We start from the raw sequence: 18,842 nt of genomic DNA, 5'->3' as shown, positions 1-18,842 counted from the left end.
TCTGGCAGAGTCCATGCCGTGCGTCACGTCTACGAGTGCCCTCTGCGGTGGGCCGACCTCGACCAGCTCGGCCACGTCAACAACGTCACGTACGTGGACTACCTGCAGGAGGCTCGGGTCGACCTGCTGCGCTCGCACGCCCGTCGCGACCCCGGCGAGGCGCTCACCGAGGGCGTCGTCGTCGTGCGCCACGAGGTCACCTACCTGACGCCGCTGACGTTCCGGTTCCGCCCGGTCAAGATCGAGTGCTGGGTCACCGAGATCCGCGCGGCCACCTTCACGATGGCCTACGAGGTCTTCCACGACGACGGCCCCGACGGCGAGCGCACCGTCTACCTGCGTGCCCTGACCGTCCTCTCGCCGTTCCTCTTCGCCACCGAGCAGCCGCGTCGGCTCACCGAGGAGGAGAAGACGACGCTCGCCGCCTACCTCGAGCCGGCGCCGCGAGCGCGTCCGGACCGCTTCGCCGTCGACCGCGCCACCGCCCACCACTACCCGGTGCACGTGCGCTTCTCCGACGTCGACGTGTACGGCCACGTCAACAACGTCCTGTACTTCACCTACCTGCAGGAGGCGCGGGTTCGCTGGTTCGCCGAGGTCAACCGCGGGCTCGAGACCGCCGGTCCCCAGTTCGTGATCGCCCAGACCGATGTCGACTACCGTGCACCGCTGCTGTTCCGGCCCGAGCCCTACGACCTGTACACGCGGCTCGCCCGGCTGGGGACGCGCTCGTTCTCGGTCGAGTCGGAGATCTGCGACGGCGAGCGCGTGCTGGCGCGCGCCCGGGTGGCGATGGTCTTCTTCGACCTCGAGTCCGGGCGCTCCCGCGAGCCCGACCCCGCCGTTCGCGAGCGGCTCGAGGCGCGCCTGGAGCGGGATGCGGTGACGTCGGGCTAGCACCCCGCGCCCATGAGGTCACCCTCGGTGGCGACCCGGCCCCGCCGGTCGGTGAGTCGGTAGGCCGAGCAGTAGCGGGTGCTCAGCTGGTCACCGGCACGCAGCGTCACCGGCGCCCACCGCCCGCTCCCACGTGGCTCGAGGTAGCGCAGCCGCGGTGCGAGCAGTGCTCGCGGCGAACCGCGGTGCTTGAGCTGCAGGTCCAACCAGCGCTGCACGTAGACGCTGGTGACCGCCTGCCCGTACCGGCTGGCCGGCAGCACCAGGGGGATGTCGGTGTACTCCAGGTGCGTCGAGGAGCGCGGCACCACGAGCAGGCTGTCGACGCCTGCGGCGGCCCAGCGGTCGAAGCCGGCCGAGCGCTCCCGACGGGGATCCGGCCCGGCCGGCGTCGGGGTGGGCACCAGCGAGCTGCCGCCCGAGAGCGCCGCCGGCGTCACGGTGAACCCGTACTCCGACTGCACCGCCAGGGCCGGGACCCGGGGACGCACCGCAGGGTCGCCGTCGCCCCCGGCCAGCTTGTCCAGCGCCACCACGGTGGCCACCCGCCGGTCGGTGCCCTGCACGCGCGAGACCGCCTGTGCGCCCAGTGAGTGGCCGATGATCGCCAGTCGCATCGGCCGGCCGGCGGCGGCCCGCGGGTCGCGTCGGCGGTCCAGCCACCTGGCGAACGGGTTGTGGGTGTCGATGCGCGCACCCGCCGAACCGGGGTTGCGGTAGGGCAGCGCGGCGGTGCTGGTGAAGAAGTCGACCGCGTCCTCGGTGCCCACCACGAAGTTCGCCAGCTGCTGGAACGGGACGCCGGGGCAGCCGAGCTGCTCGCCGTCGCGCGGCGCAGCGAACGGGTTGCAGAAGGGCAGCGCGTTCGAGGTGGTGTGGGGGAGGGTCTCGCCGCGCCCCTGACCCTGCACGTCGAAGGTCAGGACGACGTACCCCCGCTCGGCGAGGTCCTGGGCCAGCCAGGAGTACATGCCCTCCGACCCCTGCACCGACCCAGGTGTGAGGACGACTCCGGGGAACGGCGGTCGCAGCCGCTGCCCCGTGTAGGGGTCACGTGCGCCCGGCAGCGGCCGGTGCACGGTGCCCTGCAGCAGTGCGCCGTAGCGGTTGGTGAACGCCACCCGGCGGGCGAGGCCGCGCGTGCCGTGCCACCCCGCGCGCAGCGGGTTGCCCACGTTCCACCCCGGCACGACGTTGCCGGCGGTGAGCGCCAGCCGGCTCGGCGTCGCCGCCTGCGCCACGAGCTGGGCCACGGTCAGCGCGGAGGTGGCCTGCACGAGCGCCGGCAGGTAGGCCGGGTTGCGCAGCTGCCCGCCCGGCCCGGTGATCCGGCCGTACGCCGCCGCCATCGCGGCCAGGTCATCGACACCCGCGACGCGCGCCGAGGTCCCCGGGGCGGGCGGGCCGGCCGGATCGACCGGGGCCGCGGGCGCGGCGCCGAGGGTCAGGGCGACGGCGAGCGAGCCGAGCAGGGCGGTCACGGAGCGCGCGAGCGGGTTCACCACCGCCCAACGACCCCGCCCCGTCCCGCGTTACCCGACCCCTCGCAGCGGCCCGGCGGGCCACCGACCTGGCGCGAACGCGCACGGGTGGGGTGCCGACCTGGCGCGAGTGCGCACGGGTGGAGGGCCGACCTGGCGCGATTGCGCACAGGTCGACCACCGACCCGTCCTTCGCTGCGCCGGGTCGGTGCCTTGTTGACGCGCATTCACGCCGGGTCAGTGCCTTGTTGACGCATGTTCACGACGGGTCGGCGGTGAGGGCGGGGTCGGGGGGCGCCTGGATGCCGGCCGCGGCGCGCAGCTTGCGCAGCCCCCGGTGCCGGGCCACGCGCACCGCGACGGCGCTGATGCCCAGGGCACGGGCGGTGCCGGCGACGTCGAGACCCAGCCCGTCGATGCAGCCGACGACGTCGCGCTCGCGCGGCGGCAGCTGCGCCAGCTGGGCGCGGACCCAGGCGTCGCCGGCCACGGCCTCCTGGGGCGCCGGCACCGGGTCCATCCACGAGTCGTCGACGACGTCGGTGGCGTAGGTCGCCCGGCGGACCACCGTGCGGTGCCGGGTCGAGGAGATCTTGCGGGCGATCCCGAAGATCCACCCGGCGAACTCGTCCGCGCTGCCCTCGAAGGAGTGCATCTTCTCGGCGGCGACCACCCAGGCGTCGGCGGCGACGTCCTCGGCCCCGGCGATCCCGTCGGACTGGCCACGGGTCGAGAGCCACACGACCAGACGCCCGGCGTGGGCTCGGTAGAGCTCACGCCAGGCGTCCGGGTCGCCCGCCTTCGCAGCGCGGACGAGGTCGTCGTCAGGCACCCCTAGGAATCTCCCGCCGATGCGGTGTCGGAGGCGTCGAGGGTCCCGGGCCGGTTGCCGCGATCGCCCGGCGAGTCGGGCCGGCCCTGGCCCGGCCCCTGCGTCCCGGGTTGCTCGGGCTGGCCGGTGCGGGGTGTCGGCAGGTCGGAGGGTCGCCCGCGCGGGGGCTCGGTAGGCCGGACCCCTCGGCCGTCGTCGCGGCCGTTCTCGCCGGGGTCCTGGCGCCCTCGGCCCTGACCGTTGCCGCCGGGGTCGGCGTCCTCGCCGGCGTCGGCGGGCCGGCTCGGCGGGGCGGAGGAGGGGAGGAGCCCGGAGGCGTCGGAGGCCGCGTCCGAGGGTCGCCCCGAGGACGCACCCCGGTCCCGGCGAGAGGCACCCTCGCCGGGACCGGGCGTCGGTGCGCCGGGGCTGCCCGGCCCGACCCCGGGAACCGCGGGAGATCCGGCCGGGGAGCTCGGGGACCGACCCGGCACCAGCTCGGACGTCGGGGCGGACGGCGGCCCGGTGGGGTCCTGCTCACCGGAGGGCAGCACCCAGGTGACGGCGGCGACCGCACCGCCCACGGAGACCGCCAGCAGGGCGGTGGTGGCCACGGCCAGCCGGACGCCGAGGGGGCGGCGTGACCGGCCGGCCGCAGCGACGGAGCCTGCGCGGGCCAGGGCGGCGAGCCGCCCCGCGGTCACCTCGTCGAGCTCGTACGGGGGGACGTCGAGCTCGAGATCGGGGTGCTTGCGCTGCATGGCCTCGCTCAGTCTCCGCACCGGCCCCGAGGGACCGGCTGATCGGGGTGGATCGGTGGTTCAGGTGTCGATGAGAGCTGCTGTGGTGCCCGGCACCGGAGTCGGGGCTCCCTCCCTCCCCCGACGCCGGGCACACACCGGGTACCTGTCACGGCACCGCTGTGGCGTTACCAGGTGCGGGAGAATTTTCTCGTTCCGCGATCGCGGCGGCACCGTCAGGGTCCGGCGACCCGGAACACCGGCCAGCCGATCTCGGTGCGCCACGCGGTCGGGTCGTCGGTGTCGCGCGGGCCCACGAGGTAGCGCTCCCGGACCGACCCGGCCACCGTCAGCGCGTTCCGCACGACCCAGGCCCCGAGCTCGCCGTAGGTCACCTCGGCGCCGTCGTGCTCGCCGTGGTGGGTGGTGACGACGAGCTCGACCTCGGGCAGCCGTACCGGGTGGACGCGTCCGCGCGTGCGTGGCTCGGACGAGGGCCGGTAGAGCAGCACGTGCCCCCGGCCGTGCTCGAAGAGCGCGTTGTCGTAGAGGCCGCCGGCCGGGCCGTCGTCGGCGGGGCCCAGCACCGCGTCGAGCTCGGCCATCGCCCCGGCGAACCACGCGGCGACGTCGCCCTCGTCCACGTCGTCCTCGACGGCGGCGACCGTCACCGCGGGCTCGGAGCGCACCTCGACCTCCAGGGGTGCCGGCTCCGGCGCCAGCAGCCGTCGCAGCGAGGTGACGGCCGCCCGGGTCCGCGCCAGCTCGGACTCCAGCCGTCCCAGGTGCTCGGCCACCAGTGCCCCCCGCTGCTCGGGGTCCGGGGAGCGCAGGATGCGCCGGACGTCGGCGAGTGGGACGTCGAGCTCGCGCAGCCGTTGGATCACCTGGGCGGTCGGGATCTGGTCGACCGAGTAGTAGCGGTAGCCGCTCCCGGCATCCACCATCTCCGGCTCGAGCAGCTCCGCCTCGTGGTAGCGCCGCAACGTGCGGATGCTCAGGTGCGTCACGCGCGAGAACTCGCCGATCGCCATCATGCCTGGATCCGGGGGAGAGCGCGGAGCTGGTCCGGAGGCGCTCGTTCGCGCCGAGGACCACGCGCATCCTGCACCCGGGCGAGCACCGCGTGGAGCTTCAGGTGAACGGGCGGCGGTTCGGCGAAGCCCGGTTCGAGCTGCTGCCACCACCTCACGCCCGCACGCGGGAGGACCCGGTCACCTGAGCGCGGCCTGGCGGTCTACTCGAAGGTGTTGACCATGAACTGCGCGGCGTGGGTGACGTACTCCCAGAACCGGGCGTCCTGCTCCGGGGTGAGGTCGGCGGCGTCGAGTCCGGCGCGGAAGTGGTGCAGCCAGCGGTCGCGCGCCTCGGGGTTGACGGCGAAGGGGGCGTGGCGCATCCGCAGCCGCGGGTGCCCGCGCTGCTCGGAGTAGGTGGTGGGCCCTCCCCAGTACTGCACGAGGAAGAGCAGGAAGCGCTCCTCCGCAGGAGCGAGGTCCGCCTCCGGGTAGAGCGGCCGCAGCACCTCGTCCTCAGCCACCCCCGCGTAGAAGGTCGACACGATCGTGCGAAAGGTCTCGAACCCGCCGATCTCGTCGTAGAAGGAGGTCTCGCTCACCCGGTCATCCTGCCGGAGTGCCCTGCGAGGTGCTGCCGCCGGGGCGGGTGGGCTCGTCGTCACCGTCGTCGTGGGCGCCGGCCTGGGACGCCGCCTTCTCGTCGCGGTGCCACACGACCCGCTGGGCGAAGGGGATCTCGATGCCCTCGGCGTCGAAGCGGCCCTTGATGCGCTGGCGCATCTCGCGCGCCACCGCCCACTGCTCGAGCGGCGCGGTCTTCAGGGCGACCCGCACGGTGACGGCGTCGGCGGCCAGCTCCTGCACGCCCCACACCGAGGGGCGCTCGATGATGCGGCCCTCGAAGTCCTCGTCCTCCCACAGGTCGGTGGCCACCTCGTCCAGCACGCGCCGCACCCGGCCCAGGTCCTCGTGGTAGGCGACGGCGACGTCGAGCACGGTGCGCGCCCAGTTCTGGCTCATGTTGCCCACGCGCAGGATCTCGCCGTTGCGGACGTACCAGACGGTGCCGTTGACGTCGCGCAGCCGCGTCACCCGCAGGCTCACCGCCTCCACGGTGCCCACGGCCTCGCCGAGGTTGATCTCGTCGCCCACGCCGTACTGGTCCTCGATGATCATGAAGACGCCCGAGAGGAAGTCGCTGACCAGCGACTGAGCGCCGAAGCCCAGCGCGATGCCGATGATGCCGGCGCTGGCGATGATGGGCGCGATGTTGACGCCGATCTCACTGAGCATCATCGTCACGATCACCGCCGCGACGACGCCGGTGATGATGCTCTTGAGCAGCGAGCCCATGGTCTTGGCGCGCTGCACCCGGCGGGTGTTGCCCGCGGCCAGTGACAGCGACGGCGCCGCGGCCGGCGTGGGTTCCTCGCCCCGTCGGGCGGCCGCGCGGCGACGGCGCCAGCGACCCACGCCCTGGGGGAGCACGCCGTCCTCGGCGCTCACCACGAGCCGGTCCACGAGACGGTGCAGCACCCAGCGCAGCAATAGGCCCAGCAGCAGCAGCCCGATGAGGGCGCTGGGCTTGCCGATCACCCAGTCGGAGATGGTCGCCAGCGTCTGGTTGCCGCTCCAGTCGAAGACCCGCTCGCAGACCTGCTCCTCCTCGCTGCACGGGCTCGCGGCCGTCGACACTCCGGGGAGGGGGACGGGCAGGGCGCTCAACGGGGGGTGTGACATGCGCCCATGCTTAGCATCCGAGGCGACGAGGATCGAGCCGTGCCGATACCCTGGAGGCGTGACCTCCGCGAACTCCGCTGCACCGCGCCGCGCCACCGCTCCCGCTGTGTCCCGACTCACCTCCGCCGCCCTCGCCGTCCTGGCCGCGACCACCGTCGCCGTGCTGGCCGGAGCGGTCCTCGCCGCCCCGGCGAGCGCCGACGTCCCGGAGGGCTGGCCCGAGGCGCCGGGCGTCGACATCCTCACCATGCTGGGGCTGTTCGTCGGCCTGCCGGTGCTGATGGCCGTCGTGATCGTCGCCTTCATGTACGTGCCGCCGGTGGTGCGCGGCGAGAGCATCAAGCCGGGCAGCGGCCCGGTCACCGACCAGTGGCTCGGCGGCCCTCGCCGCAGCGCCGGCGAGCTCGCCGCCCCCGACGGCGCGCAGTCCCGGGCCGGTGGTGCCAGTGGCCGCTGGTGACCCCTTCAGCAGCAGCGAGCGTGCCGCGCTCGACGAGGCGATGCGCCAGGCCGAGCAGCGCTGCCGTGCGGAGTTCTCGGTGTTCGTCGGCGCCTCGCACGGCGACCCCCGCGCGTTCGCCACGAGCCTCCACAACTCGCTGGTGGCGCCGTCGCGGAGCGTCCTGATCATGGTCGACCCGTCCGCGCGCGCCGTCGAGGTCGTCACGGGCGGGCACGTGCGCCAGGAGCTCACCGACCACGAGGTCGAGCTGGCCGTGGCCTCGATGCAGAACGACTTCGCCGCCGGTGACCTCGCCGGCGGCCTGCGGCGCGGCATCACGATGCTGGCCGACCACGCTGTGCCACTGCCCAGCCGGCACGGCGAGGACGACGACTGACCGGCGTTCGGCGCCTCGCAGCTCAGCTGGCGATGAACAGGGTGACCTGGCCGGTCTCCTCGCGGGCTCCCTCGAAGTAGGGGAGGTCCCAGGTCGTCGAGCCCGTCGCGGCGGGGGCGTCCTCGAGGCCCGCCCGCAGGTAGGCGAGCGCGGCGGCGTGGTCGCCGAAGACCGCGCGGGTCGCGAAGTCGTGGCGCACGACCGCCTCGAAGCTGCCGCGCAGCAGGGCCTCGCCGTTCTCGCTGCTGAAGGGCAGGTCGACCGGCGCACCGCCGGCCTCGCTGCGCAGGGACGCCACGTGGCCGGCGCCGTGGGTGACGGCGACCAGCACGCCTCCGGGGGCCAGCACCCGACGCAGCGCGGCGATGCCCGCGGGCACGTCGTCGAGGTGGTGCAGCATCCACATCGCCGCGGCCGCCTCGACGTGGCCCGCGGGGAAGGGCAGGTGGTGCAGGTCGGCGACGCGGGCGTCGATGCCGCGCCGCGAGGCGAGGTCGACCATCCGCTCGGAGAGGTCGACGGCGAGCACCTCGGCGTCCGGCAGGGCCGCCACCAGGCGGGCGGCGAACTCGCCGGTGCCGCAACCCACCTCGAGGACCCGGTGCGGCTGCGCGCCGCGCAGGACGGCGAGCGCCTCCGAGGCCGGGTCGAGGCCCTCGGCGGTGGGCAGCCACGCCTGGCGGCGCACGTCGAGGAGGGCCTCGGTGGCCACCTGCTCGCGGATCGCCGTGGCGTCGTCCATCGTCATCTGGTCGGTTCACGTCCCGTCATCGCGTCGACGTCGAGGGCGGCGTCGAGCTGCTCCTCGGTGAGTTCTCCGCGCTGCAGGTACCCCAGGTCGACGACGGCATCCCTGATGGTGACGCCGTGCGCCAGCGCGTGCTTGGCGATGGCGGCCGCGGCCTCGTAGCCCACGTGCTTGTTGAGCGGGGTGACCACCGAGGGCGAGGACTCCGCGTAGCGCCGCATCCGCTCGGCGTCGGCGGTGAGCCCGGCGATGCAGCGCTCGGCGAGCAGCGGTGCGCACGCGGCGAGCAGGCGCACCGACTCCAGCACGTTGCGCGCGATCACGGGCATGGCCACGTTGAGCTCGAAGCTGCCGCTGGCGCCGGCCACCGTGACGGCGGCGTCGTTGCCGATCACCTGGGCGCACACCATCAGCGTGGCCTCGGGCAGCACCGGGTTGACCTTGCCCGGCATGATGCTCGACCCGGGCTGCAGGTCGGGCAGGTGCAGCTCGGCGAGACCGGTGGTGGGACCCGAACCCATCCAGCGCAGGTCGTTGCAGATCTTGGTGAGTCCGACCGCGACGGTGCGCAGCACCCCGCTGAGCTCGACCAGCGAGTCGCGGGTGCCCTGCGCCTCGAAGTGGTCGCGTGCCTCGGTGAACGGCTGCCCGGTGGCCTCGGCGAGCGCGGCGATGGCGCCGGCGGCGAAGCCGGGCGGCGTGTTGATGCCGGTGCCGACCGCGGTGCCGCCCAGCGGCAGCTCGCGCACCCGCGGGAGCACCGAGGTCAGGCGCTCGCCGGCGTAGCGCACGGTGGCGGCGTACCCGCCGAGCTCCTGGCCGAGGGTGACCGGGGTGGCGTCCATCAGGTGGGTGCGCCCGGACTTGACCAGCGAGGCGAACTCCTCGGCCTTGGCGGCCAGCGCCTGCTCGAGCACCTCGAGCGCCGGCAGGAGGTCCTCGACGACGGCGAGGGTGGCGGCGACGTGGATGGCCGTGGGGAAGGTGTCGTTGCTGGACTGGCTGGCGTTGACGTGGTCGTTGGGGTGCACCTCGCGACCCAGGCTGCGGGTGGCGAGGGTGGAGACGACCTCGTTGGCGTTCATGTTGCTGCTGGTGCCCGAGCCGGTCTGGAAGACGTCGACGGGGAACTCGGCGTCGTGCTCGCCCCGCGCGACGGCGCCGGCGGCCTCGGCGACGGCCTCGGCGAGGTCAGGCTCGAGCACACCCAGCGCTGCGTTGGTGCGGGCGGCCGCCGCCTTGACCTGGCCCAGCGCGTGCACCAGCCGAGGTTCCAGCGGGGTGCCGCTGATCGGGAAGTTCTCGACCGCCCGCTGGGTCTGTGCGCGGTAGAGGGCGTCGGCGGGCACCTGGACCTCGCCCATGGAGTCGTGCTCGGTGCGGAACTCGGTCATGGGATCGACAGTAACCACGGGCACCGACGTCGGCCCGCCCTCCTCGGCCCGAGCCCTCGCCAGGTGCGGCACGGCGTCCTGCGTCGGAGTCCGCCCGTAGGCTGCCCCCCATGTCGGCGTGGCTGGAGGGACTGAGCACCCTGCAGGTGCTCCTGCTGGTGGTCGCGGTGGTGGTGGGCGGCTCGATCCTCGCCGCGCTGGTGGGCGGGCTGCTGGTCCGCCAGGGGATGCGGCAGCCCTGGGTGGTGCGCCGTGCCGGGGGGCTGGCCACCAAGCTGCTGCTGCTGATCCGCCGTCCGCTCACGATCGTGGTGCTCGACGAGGTCGCCGCGGTGATCCAGACCGGTCGCTACACCAAGAACATCTCCGACGCGCTGCTGGAGAACCACGACCAGCTGCTGGCGCTGGTGGCCGAGAAGGTGCGCAACGACCCGAACGCGCGCCTGGTCAGCAAGCTGCCCGGCTACGACACCGTCGTCGGCGAGGTGAGCGAGACGGTGCTGCGCATCATCGTGGAGATGCTCAGCGACCCGCGCACCGACGAGCTGGTCTCCGACCTGCTGCGCAACAACCTCGAGCAGATCCGCCAGGCGGTGCGCCAGCGCGAGCACGAGGAGCTCGGCGACATGGCGCCGCCCGACCCCATCCCCCCCAGCGCCTCGGAGCTGGCGCGGCGCGCCGGGTCGCGCCGACGTCGCTGACCCGACCTCGCGCCGCCGGGTGTGAGCACGCCCTCCTCGTGCCGGGCCGGCTCCGGGGGTACCGACAGGGCATGAGCTCGACGCCTGGAGAGACCACCCGCCGCGACGACGAGGCGCACCCGACGTCGGGGCGCGACGTCACCGTCAGTGGCCAGCGCGAGCGTGAGGCGGCCGCGACCGAGGAGGACTCCGATGACGGGGCCGGCCAGGTGAGCGAGGTCGGGACGCTGGCCGACGCGGGCGAGCCGATCGAGCCCGACCAGGCCGTGGCCGGCGCGCCCGACGGGGAGAGCGGCGCCGCCGACGAGGGTGCGGCGGGTCCGAACGCGATCCCGCCGGAGAACCGCGAGGCCAACCGCGCCTGATCGAGCCTGACCGCGGCAGACCGGGTGGCCGCGGCTGCGCATAGTTCTAGTACTATGCGAACTATGTTGTTCACCGTGGACCCGTCCAGCACCGTCGGCCTGGCCGACCAGGTGGCCGGTCAGGTCCGTGCGTCGCTCGCCGCGGGGCGGCTCGCCCCGGGCGACCGGCTGCCGGCGGCCCGCGAGGTCGCGACCGGGCTCGGCATCAACATGCACACGGTGCTGCGCGCCTACGCGGCGCTGCGCGACGAGGGGCTCATCGAGCTGCGCCGGGGACGGGGCGCCGTCGTGCGCGCCGACCTCGACGACCTCACCGCCCGCCTTGCGGCCCTGCGCGAGCGCGTCGGTGCCCTGCTCGCCGAGGCAGCGGCGCTGGGCCTGGGGCCCGACCACGTCATCGAGGAGATCAGGAGCTTTCCGTCATGAGCACACACCCGCGCACCCGCGCCGACCTCGGCCGCGACCTCGCCGCCGGACTCCTGCTGCTGGCTGCGCCCGTCGTCGTCGTGACCGCACGGGCGCGCCTGGGCGACCGCGTGCCCGACCCGGTGGCCACGCACTGGAGCGGTGGCGGGACGGCGGACGGCTCCACGGCCCTGCAGCCCTACACCGTGGGCGTGCTCGTGGCCGTGGCCGTCGCAGCAGCCGTCGGTCTGGGGACGCTGGTGGCGCTGCGACGCCGTCCCGGGCGGGCCGGCGCGGTCGCCGTCGCCGGCTGGGTCGCCGGGCTGCTGGCCACCACCTACGCCGCGACGCTGCTCGCCTCGCGCGGTGCCGCCCGGGCCGAGGACGTCGCGCTGCCCTGGTGGCTGGTCGTGGCGGTGGTGGTGCTGCCGCTGGTGCTCGGTGCCGTGCTGCTGGTGGTCGTGCCGCCGGGCCGCGTCGAGCGCCCGTCGGCCGCGACGCCGCCGCCCACCGACCTCGTGCTGGTGCAGGGCGAGCGCGCGACCTGGGTGGGTGGCGCCGGCTCGCGCCCGCTGCTGGGCGTCGCGGCCGTCGTGGGGGTGGCGGCGGTGCCGTTGGCGCTGGTGCAGCTGCCGCTGGGCCTCGGGGCCGGCCTGCTGGCGCTGGTGCTCTGCGCCGTGCACCGGATCAGCGTCCGGGTCGACCCGACCGGGGTGACGGTGGGCTGGGGCCTGGTGCGGTGGCCGCGGCAGCACTTCGAGCTCGCCGGGCTGGAGGGCGCCGAGGTGACCGAGATCGACCCGGCGGCCTGGGGTGGCTGGGGCTACCGGGTCACCGCCTCCGGGCGCGCGTGCGTGGTGCGTCGAGGGCCCGGACTGGTGCTGCGGCGCCGCGGCCAGGTGCCGGTGGCCATCAGCGTCGACGACCCGCAGGGAGCGGCCGCGCTGGTGAACGCCTACCTGCACCGCCGCGCCGTCGACGCCCCGATGTAACGCTGCGCCGTCGTCGCGGCAGGACCAGGGTGAGGGCGCACGGCAGCCACGTCGTCGCGCCCCCTCGCCATGAGTGGGACGACGCCGGCAGCAGCCGGTACCCCCCGACCGCTGGTGGTGAGGTGTGGGCGGCCCCGGGTGCAGCGGCTCCGGGGGCGCCCGACGACCACGACGCCGTCCCGGGCTCCCCCCGGCTCAGGACGGCGTCGTGGCCGGCGCCACCACCTCGTCGGTGCCACCGGCGGGCGTGGCCGGCGGCGCGGGCGAGGCGGCCGGGTGACGGCGCCGCAGACGCCGCAGGCCCCGGTGCCGCGCCACTCGCAGCGCCACGGGGCTGATGTCCAGCACCTCCGCGGCGGCCCGCGGCTCCATGCCCAGCCCGTCGACCAGCCCGACGACGGCGCGCTCGCGCGGAGGCAGCGAGGCCAGCAGCTGCCGGGCGACGTCCCCGGCCTCGACGCCGGCTGCCGGCCCGGGGGCGGGCGGCAGGTGGGCGCCCACCTCGCCGGGCTGGGTGCGGCGCCGGTCGGCGCGGCGTCGGCTCCCGGCGGACTTCTTGCGCGCGATGCCGAACAGCCATCCCGCGAAGTCGTCGGCGGAGCCCTCGAAGTCGGCGATCCGGGTGGCGGCCACCAGCCAGGCGTCGTGGGCCACGTCCTCCGGCGCGGCGGTCACCTCACCGGTCGGGCGGGTGCGCAACCACGCCTCGAGGCGTCCGGCGTGGCGGGTGTAGAGGGTGCGCCACGCCTCCGGGTCGCCGGCCTTGGCGGCGGCGACCAGCTCGTCGTCAGCCACCGTCGTCACCTCCCTGGGGCCCCGGCCCGGCGGTGATCCCCACCGAGGCGTCGGCCGAGGGGCTGGCGGAGGGGGCGGTGGGTGCCGAGGGCGTGGGGGAGGGCGAGGCGGAGGGGGAGGGGAGGGAGGTCCCCGGCAGGGGGCTGCCGGTGACCTCGGGAGGCTCGGGGGTCGCCGGCGGCGAGGGGGTCGGCTGCGGCGCCCCGGACGGGGTGGTGGTCAGGGGTGCCGTGGGGCTGCTGCCGGGAGCAGAGGGGCGCCCTTCGCCGGACCCACCCGGCTCACCGGTCTCGTCCGGCCGTCCGGATCCCTCGTCTCCCGGGGGTGTCCCGGGGTCGACCGGGGTGTCGGGATCCCGGGGCGCGCCCGGCCCGGTGGGGGAGATCGGCGCGGGTGACCGGTCGCCGAGGTCGGGCAGGCCCGGTATCCGCAGCGCGCCGGTGGCCCACGCACCGCCGACCGAGACCACCAGGATCACGGCCGCTGCGGCCACCAGGGCCAGGCCGCGGCGCGCGGCGGCGCGTGGCGTCGGCGTGCTCGCCCTCGCCAGCTGCGCGAGCTGCTCGACGACGTGGTCCTCGGGCACCTTGACGGCGTCGCGCAGACCGAGGTCGAGCGGGTCCGGTCCAGGTCGCACGGTGCCTCCCCTCGGGTCGCCCGCACGGACAACGAGCACCCGGTACCCCGGGCTGCTGCCCGACCTACTGGGCCGAGCGCACCCGGATGCCGGAGAGCGGGACCGTGACAGTACCCGAGGGATCGGTGAAGAAGTCGTTGCCCTTGTCGTCGACGACGATGAACGCCGGGAAGTCCTCGACCTCGATCTTCCAGACCGCCTCCATGCCGAGCTCCTCGTACTCGAGGACCTCCTGGCTGCGGATGCAGTCCTGGGCCAGGCGCGCCGCCGGGCCGCCGATGGAGCCCAGGTAGAAGCCGCCGTGGGTGCCGCAGGCCTCGGTCACCGCCTTCGAGCGGTTGCCCTTCGCGAGCATCACCATCGATCCGCCGGCGGCCTGGAACTGCTCCACGTAGGAGTCCATGCGCCCGGCGGTGGTCGGGCCGAAGGAGCCGGACGCCATGCCCTCCGGCGTCTTGGCGGGCCCGGCGTAGTAGACCGGGTGGTCGCGCAGGTAGTCGGGCATCGGCTCGCCGGCGTCGAGCCGCTCCTTGATCTTGGCGTGCGCGATGTCGCGGGCCACCACCAGCGGTCCGGTGAGCGAGAGCCGCGTCTTGACCGGGTACTGGGAGAGCTGGGCGAGGATCTCGCTCATCGGCCGGTTGAGGTCGACCTGCACCACCTCGCCGCCGCTGATGTCCTCGGCCACGCCGGCGTCGGGCATGTATTGGGCGGGGTCGGTCTCGAGCTGCTCGAGGAAGACGCCCTCGGGCGTGATCTTGCCCAGCGCCTGGCGGTCGGCCGAGCAGGAGACGGCGATGGCCACCGGGCAGGAGGCGCCGTGCCGGGGCAGGCGGACCACGCGGACGTCGTGGCAGAAGTACTTGCCGCCGAACTGCGCCCCGATGCCGAAGCCCTGGGTGAGCTTGAAGACCTCCTCCTCGAGCGCGAGGTCGCGGAAGCCGTGCGCGGCCATCGATCCCTCGGTGGGCAGCTCGTCGAGGTAGTGCGCCGAGGCGTACTTGGCGGTCTTGAGCGCGTACTCCGCCGAGGTGCCGCCGATGACGACGGCGAGGTGGTACGGCGGGCAGGCGGCGGTGCCGAGCGAGCGGATCTTCTCGTCGAGGAACTCGAGCAGGCGAGTGGGATTCAGGACGGCCTTGGTCTCCTGGTAGAGGAAGGACTTGTTGGCCGACCCACCGCCCTTGGCCATGAAGAGGAACTTGTACTCCGGCTTCCCCGAGGACTGGGGGGTGGAGTAGAGCTCGATCTGCGCCGGCAGGTTGGTGCCGGTGTTCTTCTCCTCGAAGGTGGTCAGCGGCGCCAGCTGGGAGTAGCGCAGGTTGAGCTTCGTGTACGCGTCGTAGACCCCGCGCGAGATCGCCTCGCCGTCGTCGGCCCCGGTGAGCACGCCCTCGGACTTCTTGCCCATCACGATCGCGGTGCCGGTGTCCTGGCACATCGGCAGCACGCCGCCGGCCGAGATGTTCACGTTCTTGAGCAGGTCGAGCGCCACGAAGCGGTCGTTGCCGGAGGCCTCGGGGTCGTCGATGATCCGGCGCAGCTGCGCGAGGTGCGCGGGCCGCAGGAAGTGCGCGATGTCGTGCATCGCCTCCGCTGTCAGCCGCTGGATCGCCTCGGGCGTGACGCGCAGGAACTGCTGCCCGTCGGCCTCGAAGGTGGAGGCTCCCTCGGTGGTGACCAGGCGGTAGGGCGTCTGGTCGGGACCGATCGGCAGCAGGTCGGAGTAGCGGAACTCGGGGCCGGTGCTCACGCCGCGATGCTAGTGGTGACCACCAGCGCTCGGTCGTCGCCCTCAGGCGGGGCGGTATCGCGCCGGCCCGCCCCGGAGCTCGAGGCCCGCGCCGTCCGCGCGCCAGCGCACCGGGAGCGGGTCGACCACGCCGCCGGTGAACACGCCGTCCGGGCCGCGGTTCTCGAAGGCGAGCAGCTGCCAGGCCCCCTCGTGCTGCACGAGTCGACCCACGTAGAGGTCCTCGCTGGTGAGCCGGACGGCGCGCCGCGCGTCGACGGGCGAGCCGACGCCCGCGACCGGAACCGACCAGACCCCGCTGGCCCCGGGCGCGGCGTCCGGCATCTCGGGCGACAGGCACGAGAAGAGCAGCACCCAGCGACCCTCGACGCACCCCAGGTTGACCACCTCCAGCTGGTCGAACCGGCCGGCGGGTCCACCCAGTGGCGGGCCGACCTCCCAGTGCTCGAGGTCGCGGGAGGTGGCGTGCGCGACGACGCCGTGGCCCCGCCCGCCCGACACCTGGCTGCGGGGCACCCGCGCGGTGACGTACATGTGCCACAGGCCCACGTCGTCGCGGACCACGAAGGGGTCGCGCCAGTCCACGGGCTCGGCCTCGTCGGCCAGGTACCAGCGCGGGTCGGCCTCGAGCCGCAGCGGCCGGCGCTCCCAGGTGATCAGGTCGGGGGAGGTGGCGGCGCCGATGCGCTGGACGCGTCCCTGCTCGGCGTGGGCGATGCCGCTGGTGAACATCCACCAGGTGCCGCCGTCGTCGCGGACCACCGAGCCGGTCCAGGTGGCGAGGTCGTCGAGGGTCTCGGGCAGTGCCTGCGGCAGCGCGTCGGGGAGGTGCTCCCAGGTGCACAGATCGGTGCTGATGGCGTGCCCCACCCGGGCGCGGTGGTGACGGGCGTTCGGGTCGCCCGGGGTCCGCGGCGCCCGGAGGAAGAAGACGTGGTGGTGCTCGCCGTCGTGGGCGGTCCAGAAGTCCCAGACCCAGGCGTCGTCGAGCCGCAGCATCAGTGGTGCTCCTGGCGGACGCCCGGGGCCGCCACGGACCCGCCGTCCACCACGGGCATGGGCAGCAGCACCTGCGCCTGCTCGCCGTCGAGCAGCGCTCGCACACCGCGGGCGCCCATCTCGTCGAACGGGATGGCCACGGAGGTGACCGAGGGACGCAGCCACTGCGCGATCTCGCTGCCGTCGAAGGAGACCACCGAGACGTCCTCGGGCACGCGCAGGCCGAGCTCGGCCAGCGCCTGGTAGGCGCCCATCGCCACGCGGTCGGTGAGGCAGACCAGGGCCCGCGGCCGGGCGCCGCCGTGCAGCCACGGAGCGAGGCCGGCGTAGGCGCCCTCGACAGTCCACCCGCACGCGATCCGCTCGGCGGGCGGGAGGCCGGCGGCCGAGAGGGCCTCCGCGATGCCCGCCAGCCGCAGGCGCCCGGCGAGGACCTCGGGGGCCGCGTCCTCGCCGGCGACGACGATCCCGCGGTGACCGGCCTCCAGCAGCACCTGGGCCGCCGCGCGCCCCCCGGCGCGCTCGTCGGGCAGGACCGAGGTGCTGCTCGCGTCGGGGTCGGTGCAGTTGACGGTGACCACCGGCAGCGGGCCCAACCCCTCGGGCAGGCGGACCTGCGAGGTGGCGGCCGTGACGAGCAGGACGCCGTCGACCCGACGGTCGACCATCTCGGTGATGATCGCGGCGGCCGTCGCGGGCTCGCCGCCGGACTCACCGATGAGCAGCACGTGGCCCTGCTCGCGGGCCGCGCGGCCCGCCCCGACGAGCAGCCGGGAGGAGAACATGCCCCCGGCCACGTGGTCGCTGATCACCCCGATGGTGCGGCTGCGCCGGGTGCGCAGGCTGGCGGCGGCGAGGTCTGGTCGGTAGCCGGCGCTCTCGGCCACCGAGCGCACCCGCTGCTCGACGGCGGGGGAGATGCGCATCTGCGCGGTGCGTCCGTTGAGCACGTAGGAGGCGGTGGTCCGCGACACCCCGGCACGCGAGGCCACCTCGGCCAGCGTGACGCGCCCTCGCGGGCGGGCACCAGGCACGAGAGCCTCCTCTCGGGTCGTGACCATCCGGTCCGGCCGGACGGCGCTGATTCGATTCAGCGCCGCTCGGTGACCACCCTGGCCCGCGGGCACCGACGTCGTCAACTGGTCTTGACAGGCGCTGTCGGCCGCGGTGATCATGCTGCTGATTCGATTCAGCAGTGATCGCAGTCACACGTGACCAGCCATTCCGGGGAGTGCCCATGACCGTCGACCGCCCACGCCGGGAGCCGTGCGGGGAGCCGCGACGCCGGCCCCGGCCGCGCGCGGCGGCCGCCGCCGTCACCGCCAGCCTGCTGCTGGGAGGCTGCTCGGCCGGCGGCGGTGGCGCGGCCGCGGGGGGCGCGCCGGAGCTGACGATCTGGACCGACCAGCTCAAGTACGAGGCGGTGCTCGCCGTCGCCGAGCAGTTCGGTGAGGAGCAGGGCATCGAGGTGGAGGTCGAGGCGGTCTCCTCCGAGCTGCAGTCGGCGTTCGTCACGGCCAACGCGGCCGGCAACGGACCCGACGTCGTCGTCGGTGCCCACGACTGGATCGGCAACCTGGTGCAGAACGGCGCCATCGAGGCGCTCCCGCTCAACCCCGAGGAGCTCTCGGCCTACGACGAGACCGCGATCGAGGCCACCACCTACGCGGGGCAGCTCTACGGGGTGCCCTACGGCGCCGAGGCCGTGGCGCTCTACCGCAACACCGACGTCGTGCCCGAGGAGCCCGCCACGCTCGACGCCGCCATCGCGGCGGGGCGCCGCGCCGTGGCCGAGGGCCAGGTGGAGTCGGCCCTCAACCTGCCGGTCGGGCAGGAGGGCGACGCTTACCACATGGAGGCGCTGCTGACCTCCGGTGGCGGCTACCTGTTCGGCACCGACGAGGAGGGCTACGACGCCGCCGACCTCGGCATCGGCCAGCCGGGCTCGCTGGCCGCGGCCGAGCGGATCGGCGAGCTCGGCGAGCGCGGGGAGGGCGTGCTGCGCCGCTCGATCAGCGGCGACAACGCCATCGCGCTGTTCGCCGCCGGCGACGCCGCGTTCCTGATCTCGGGCCCCTGGGCCCTGGCCGACCTCGAGGGCGCCGGGCTGCCCTACGCCGTTCAGCCGGTGCCGCCGTTCGAGGGCGCCGACCCGGCCGTCCCGTTCATGGGCGCCCAGGCGTTCATGGTGGCCGCCAACGGTGAGAACAAGGCCTACGCGCAGGAGTTCGTCACCCGCGGGGTCAACAACGAGGAGGCGATGACCACCCTCTACGACCTGGCCGGTCTGCCGCCCGCGATGCTGAGCGTCGCCGAGGCCGTGGCCGCCGAGGACCCCACGGTCGAGGTGTTCACCCAGGCCTACCAGGGCGGCGCGCCGATGCCGGCCCTGCCCGCCATGGCCGCCGTGTGGGAGCCGCTGGGCCAGGCCTACTCGGCCATCGTCGGTGGCGCCGACCCCGCCGCCACCATGCGCACCGCGGGGGAGACCATCTCCTCGGCCATCGGCGACTGAGCGGCCGGGAC

21 protein-coding genes are annotated in these 18,842 nt (G+C 74.6%); 8 read left to right on the top strand and 13 right to left on the bottom strand.

The window, feature by feature from the left end:
* The first annotated feature begins 18 nt into the window (after window positions 1–18).
* Window positions 19–897, top strand: coding sequence for an acyl-CoA thioesterase (locus ABD948_RS08250; RefSeq protein ID WP_345264609.1), 879 nt, complete (start codon window positions 19–21; stop codon window positions 895–897).
* On the opposite strand, the gene ABD948_RS08245 is transcribed toward ABD948_RS08250, so the two are convergent.
* From ABD948_RS08245 to ABD948_RS08220, 6 genes are all read right to left on the bottom strand, one after another.
* Window positions 894–2,378: an alpha/beta hydrolase family protein gene (locus tag ABD948_RS08245; protein ID WP_345264607.1), complete on the bottom strand. Its 1,485-nt coding sequence runs from the start codon at window positions 2,376–2,378 to the stop codon at window positions 894–896. The genes ABD948_RS08250 and ABD948_RS08245 overlap by 4 nt on opposite strands.
* Window positions 2,379–2,637: 259 nt before the next feature.
* Window positions 2,638–3,210 (bottom strand): RNA polymerase sigma factor, encoded by a 573-nt coding sequence (locus ABD948_RS08240; RefSeq protein ID WP_345264606.1) that lies wholly within the window; start codon window positions 3,208–3,210, stop codon window positions 2,638–2,640.
* A gap of 2 nt (window positions 3,211–3,212) precedes the next feature.
* Window positions 3,213–3,950 (bottom strand): hypothetical protein, encoded by a 738-nt coding sequence (locus ABD948_RS08235; protein ID WP_345264604.1) that lies wholly within the window; start codon window positions 3,948–3,950, stop codon window positions 3,213–3,215.
* A gap of 215 nt (window positions 3,951–4,165) precedes the next feature.
* A complete protein-coding gene (locus ABD948_RS08230) occupies window positions 4,166–4,966 on the bottom strand; it encodes a MerR family transcriptional regulator (protein ID WP_345264602.1) in 801 nt (266 codons plus the stop codon).
* A gap of 200 nt (window positions 4,967–5,166) precedes the next feature.
* Window positions 5,167–5,547 carry a globin gene (locus ABD948_RS08225; RefSeq protein WP_345264600.1) on the bottom strand — a complete coding sequence of 127 codons (381 nt, stop codon included), beginning with the start codon at window positions 5,545–5,547 and terminating at the stop codon, window positions 5,167–5,169.
* A gap of 4 nt (window positions 5,548–5,551) precedes the next feature.
* Window positions 5,552–6,688 carry a mechanosensitive ion channel family protein gene (locus ABD948_RS08220; protein ID WP_345264598.1) on the bottom strand — a complete coding sequence of 379 codons (1,137 nt, stop codon included), beginning with the start codon at window positions 6,686–6,688 and terminating at the stop codon, window positions 5,552–5,554.
* A 58-nt stretch (window positions 6,689–6,746) separates the two neighbouring features.
* Here ABD948_RS08220 and ABD948_RS08215 point away from each other — a divergent pair, with 58 nt between their 5' ends.
* Both ABD948_RS08215 and ABD948_RS08210 read left to right on the top strand, forming a co-directional pair.
* Window positions 6,747–7,148: a hypothetical protein gene (locus ABD948_RS08215; RefSeq protein ID WP_345264596.1), complete on the top strand. Its 402-nt coding sequence runs from the start codon at window positions 6,747–6,749 to the stop codon at window positions 7,146–7,148.
* Window positions 7,135–7,527, top strand: a complete 393-nt coding sequence (locus ABD948_RS08210) for a DUF5130 family protein (RefSeq protein WP_345264594.1) — start codon at window positions 7,135–7,137, stop codon at window positions 7,525–7,527. Before ABD948_RS08215 ends, ABD948_RS08210 begins: the two co-directional genes overlap by 14 nt.
* Window positions 7,528–7,549: 22 nt before the next feature.
* Here ABD948_RS08210 and ABD948_RS08205 read toward each other — a convergent pair whose 3' ends face one another.
* Both ABD948_RS08205 and ABD948_RS08200 read right to left on the bottom strand, forming a co-directional pair.
* Window positions 7,550–8,269, bottom strand: a complete 720-nt coding sequence (locus tag ABD948_RS08205) for a class I SAM-dependent methyltransferase (protein ID WP_345264591.1) — start codon at window positions 8,267–8,269, stop codon at window positions 7,550–7,552.
* 2 nt (window positions 8,270–8,271) lie between these two features.
* Window positions 8,272–9,669, bottom strand: coding sequence for a class II fumarate hydratase (locus ABD948_RS08200; protein WP_345264589.1), 1,398 nt, complete (start codon window positions 9,667–9,669; stop codon window positions 8,272–8,274).
* 110 nt (window positions 9,670–9,779) lie between these two features.
* Between ABD948_RS08200 and ABD948_RS08195 the strand changes: the two genes are divergently transcribed.
* From ABD948_RS08195 to ABD948_RS08180, 4 genes are all read left to right on the top strand, one after another.
* Window positions 9,780–10,370 (top strand): hypothetical protein, encoded by a 591-nt coding sequence (locus ABD948_RS08195; protein WP_345264587.1) that lies wholly within the window; start codon window positions 9,780–9,782, stop codon window positions 10,368–10,370.
* A 71-nt stretch (window positions 10,371–10,441) separates the two neighbouring features.
* Complete coding sequence (locus ABD948_RS08190) at window positions 10,442–10,735, top strand: hypothetical protein (protein WP_345264585.1); 294 nt, start codon at window positions 10,442–10,444, stop codon at window positions 10,733–10,735.
* A gap of 63 nt (window positions 10,736–10,798) precedes the next feature.
* Window positions 10,799–11,161, top strand: a complete 363-nt coding sequence (locus ABD948_RS08185) for a GntR family transcriptional regulator (protein ID WP_345264583.1) — start codon at window positions 10,799–10,801, stop codon at window positions 11,159–11,161.
* Window positions 11,158–12,132 carry a hypothetical protein gene (locus ABD948_RS08180; RefSeq protein ID WP_345264581.1) on the top strand — a complete coding sequence of 325 codons (975 nt, stop codon included), beginning with the start codon at window positions 11,158–11,160 and terminating at the stop codon, window positions 12,130–12,132. Before ABD948_RS08185 ends, ABD948_RS08180 begins: the two co-directional genes overlap by 4 nt.
* Window positions 12,133–12,327: 195 nt before the next feature.
* Here the strand turns inward: ABD948_RS08180 and ABD948_RS08175 are convergent, their stop codons facing one another.
* The 5 genes from ABD948_RS08175 to ABD948_RS08155 form a co-directional block, all read right to left on the bottom strand.
* Window positions 12,328–12,927 (bottom strand): RNA polymerase sigma factor, encoded by a 600-nt coding sequence (locus ABD948_RS08175; protein ID WP_345264579.1) that lies wholly within the window; start codon window positions 12,925–12,927, stop codon window positions 12,328–12,330.
* Window positions 12,920–13,564, bottom strand: a complete 645-nt coding sequence (locus tag ABD948_RS08170; protein ID WP_345264577.1) for a hypothetical protein — start codon at window positions 13,562–13,564, stop codon at window positions 12,920–12,922. Before ABD948_RS08170 ends, ABD948_RS08175 begins: the two co-directional genes overlap by 8 nt.
* Window positions 13,565–13,628: 64 nt before the next feature.
* Window positions 13,629–15,317, bottom strand: coding sequence for a fumarate hydratase (locus ABD948_RS08165; RefSeq protein WP_345264575.1), 1,689 nt, complete (start codon window positions 15,315–15,317; stop codon window positions 13,629–13,631).
* A 42-nt stretch (window positions 15,318–15,359) separates the two neighbouring features.
* Window positions 15,360–16,316: a glycoside hydrolase family protein gene (locus ABD948_RS08160; RefSeq protein ID WP_345264573.1), complete on the bottom strand. Its 957-nt coding sequence runs from the start codon at window positions 16,314–16,316 to the stop codon at window positions 15,360–15,362.
* Window positions 16,316–17,350, bottom strand: coding sequence for a LacI family DNA-binding transcriptional regulator (locus ABD948_RS08155; protein ID WP_345264571.1), 1,035 nt, complete (start codon window positions 17,348–17,350; stop codon window positions 16,316–16,318). The genes ABD948_RS08160 and ABD948_RS08155 overlap by 1 nt, the downstream gene beginning before the upstream one ends.
* Window positions 17,351–17,553: 203 nt before the next feature.
* Here ABD948_RS08155 and ABD948_RS08150 point away from each other — a divergent pair, with 203 nt between their 5' ends.
* A complete protein-coding gene (locus ABD948_RS08150; RefSeq protein ID WP_345264569.1) occupies window positions 17,554–18,831 on the top strand; it encodes a sugar ABC transporter substrate-binding protein in 1,278 nt (425 codons plus the stop codon).
* Window positions 18,832–18,842 lie beyond the last annotated feature (11 nt).

Origin of the sequence: Nocardioides nanhaiensis, from assembly GCF_039542785.1 — a bacterium.
Lineage (GTDB): Bacteria > Actinomycetota > Actinomycetes > Propionibacteriales > Nocardioidaceae > Nocardioides > Nocardioides nanhaiensis.
This window is presented reverse-complemented; position numbering and strand designations above follow the sequence as displayed.